The sequence below is a fragment of the Leisingera sp. F5 genome, from assembly GCF_001593695.1.
In genome coordinates this window covers 1-2690 of sequence record NZ_LUKH01000366.1, presented here as the reverse complement: position 1 = coordinate 2690, position 2690 = coordinate 1, and the positions used below count along the sequence as shown (strand labels likewise).

The 2690-nt window shown below is 60.3% G+C and carries 1 protein-coding gene and 2 pseudogenes; 1 reads left to right on the top strand and 2 read right to left on the bottom strand.

Annotation, left to right across the window (positions count from 1 at the left end; all coding sequences use genetic code 11):
* A pseudogene (locus A2I95_RS30380) lies at positions 1–359 on the bottom strand (N-methylproline demethylase); the annotation flags it as partial.
* Positions 360–498: 139 nt separating this feature from the next.
* On the opposite strand from A2I95_RS30380, the gene A2I95_RS30375 reads away from it, so the two are divergent.
* Positions 499–1113, top strand: coding sequence for a TetR/AcrR family transcriptional regulator (locus A2I95_RS30375; protein WP_027256562.1), 615 nt, complete (start codon positions 499–501; stop codon positions 1111–1113).
* A gap of 134 nt (positions 1114–1247) precedes the next feature.
* On the opposite strand, the pseudogene A2I95_RS30370 reads toward A2I95_RS30375, so the two are convergent.
* Positions 1248–2690 (bottom strand): annotated as a pseudogene (locus tag A2I95_RS30370) (molybdopterin oxidoreductase family protein); the annotation flags it as partial.

Sequence of the window (2690 nt, the reverse complement as noted above, 5' to 3'; positions counted from 1 at the left end):
GAAGGCAGCCAGTCACCTTTGTTCCAGCCGGTGCGGCGACCCAAGTGTGTTAGCTGGATCATCACCGCCGCACCGTGTTCATGCACCTGATCGGTCAAGTTGCGGATCCAGGGGACCACCTCATCCTTGTAGGCGAGGATATTGTTGAACACCGGCGGGCTGTCGCGGCTGACCGCGGCTGATCCGGCGGTCATTGTCAGCGCCACACCCGCCTTGGCGCGCTCCGCGTGATAAGCGGCATAGCGTTCCTTAGGCATGCCGTCTTCCGGGTAGGCCGGTTCATGGCTGGTGGTCATGATCCGGTTGCGCAGCGCCAGGTGTTTCAGCTGATAGGGCTGCAGCAGCGGGTCCTTGGACATGATGCGGGTCTCCTGGAACGATGTCTGGGCAAGCGCGGCATTTGCGAGTCGCCAGCCACTCTTGACACAAGAGTCAATTAAACAATCATACCTGTCAAGAAAAGTTGCGCCCGTCCTGCCCCGCTGTTATGGCTGTCGCATGGACACTCAGGACATTACCCGCACCCGGCTGGGTGACGAAGACTGGCTATCAGCCGCTTACGAAGTATTGACCGAGAGCGGCGTGGAAGCGGTAAAAGTGATGCCGCTGGCCAAGCGGCTTGGTGTGGCCCGCACCAGTTTCTACTGGCACTTTAAAGACCGCGAGGCACTGCTGGAGGCGATGATCCAGCGATGGGAGGAAAAGAACACCGGGAACCTGATCGCCCGGTCCGAGGCGTATGCCGAGAGTATTGCCGAAGCGTTGTTCAATCTGTTCGACTGCTGGATTGATGCCGACCTGTTCGACTCCCGGCTGGATCTGGCCATCCGAAATTGGGCGCGCAATGACCCTGGTTTACAGGCAAGGCTGGACTTAGCCGATACCCGGCGCGAACAGGCTTTGACGGAGATGTTCATCCGCTTTGGTTTCAGCGCCGGCGTCGCACTGATCCGCGCACGTGCGATGATTTACACCCAAATCGGCTATATCTCGATGCAAGTGAACGAAAGCACGGAGTACCGGATATCGCTCATGCCCGGCTGGGTCGAGGTTTTCACTGGCACGCCGCCATCAAAGCGGGATCTGGACCGTTTTCTGTCCCGCCACAGCTGACAAAGCTATCTGCCCGGAAAATAGCAGGCCGCCAGCCTCAAATACATCGGTGAAAATCCTAGAAGCCCAAACGCAAAGCGGGCGCGAAGCCATCAGCTCCGCGCCCGCCCCTAATTCATCTATACGCAGCCGGATTACTCAGCGGCGATCTGGCTCTCCACCTTTTCGACTCGGACAGCCGAGAACTTGAATTCGGGGATCTTGCCGTAGGGGTCGATTGCCGGGTTGGTCAGGATATTGGCGGCGGCCTCGACATAGGCAAAGGGCACAAACACCATGTCCTCGGCAATTGCCCGGTCGGCCCGCGCCATGATCTCGATCGAGCCGCGGCGGGTTGACAGACGCACCATCTCGCCCGGCTCTACGCCCATCGCCCGCAGGGTTTTGGGGTTGAGCGAGCAGTTCGCTTCCGGCTCGACCGCATCCAGCACCAATGACCGGCGGGTCATCGACCCGGTGTGCCAATGCTCCAGCTGGCGGCCGGTGGTCATGATCATCGGATATTCCGCATCCGGCGCCTCATCCGGCGGGATCACCGACGCCGGGGTAAAGCGGGCACGGCCTTCGGGGCGCGGGAAGCCGTCACCAAACACAATCGCCTGACCGGGATCAGTCTCGTGCAGCGACGGGTAGGTGATGGTCTCGGTTTCCAGACGCTCCCAGGTGATGTTGTTCAGGGACTTCATGTTCAGCTTCATCTCGTTAAAGACTTCGCTGACATCCTTGTAATCCCAAGGCAGGCCGATGCGCTGCGCCAGTTCCACGGTGACTTTCCAGTCCTCGCGCGCCTCGCCCGGAGGCGCCACGGCGGGGCGCACCCGCTGCACCTGCCGGTTGGTGTTGGACACGGTGCCGTTCTTTTCATAGAGCGCCGAGGCCGGCAGGATGATGTCGGCATAGTTCGCCGTCTCTGTGAGAAAGATATCCTGAACGATCATCAACTCCAGCTTGGCAAAGGCGTCGCGTGCGTGATCTGCATCCGGGTCGGACATCGCCGGGTTTTCGCCCTGGATGTACATGCCCTTGACGTTGCCGGCATAGGCCTGATCGACGATCTCGGTCACGGTGAGACCCTTCTCGTTCGAGAAGTCGCCGCCGCCCCAGACATCGGTAAAGCTTTTGCGCACATCATCCGAGGTAACGGTCTGATAATCCGGCAGGAACATCGGGATCAGGCCCGCGTCGGACGCACCCTGCACGTTGTTCTGGCCGCGCAGCGGGTGCAGGCCGGCGCCCGGCTTGCCGACGTTACCGGTCATCAGGCCAGCGAGATCAGGCAGCGCGAGTTGTCGGTGCCGTGAATGTGCTGGGAGATACCCATGCCCCAGAAGATCAAACCGGCCTCTGCCTTGGCAAAGATCCGCGCCACACGGCGCAGCTGGTCCGGTTCGATGCCGCAGATTTCCGACATCTTCTCTGGCGTGAACTGCTTCAGGTGCTCTTTTTCAGCTTCCCAGTTCTCGGTCCAGCGGTGGATGTACTGGCTGTCATACAGTTCCTCCTCGACGATCACATGCATGATCGCGTTCAGCATCGACACATCCGCGCCGGGGCGGAACTGCAGCATCTCGGTTGCA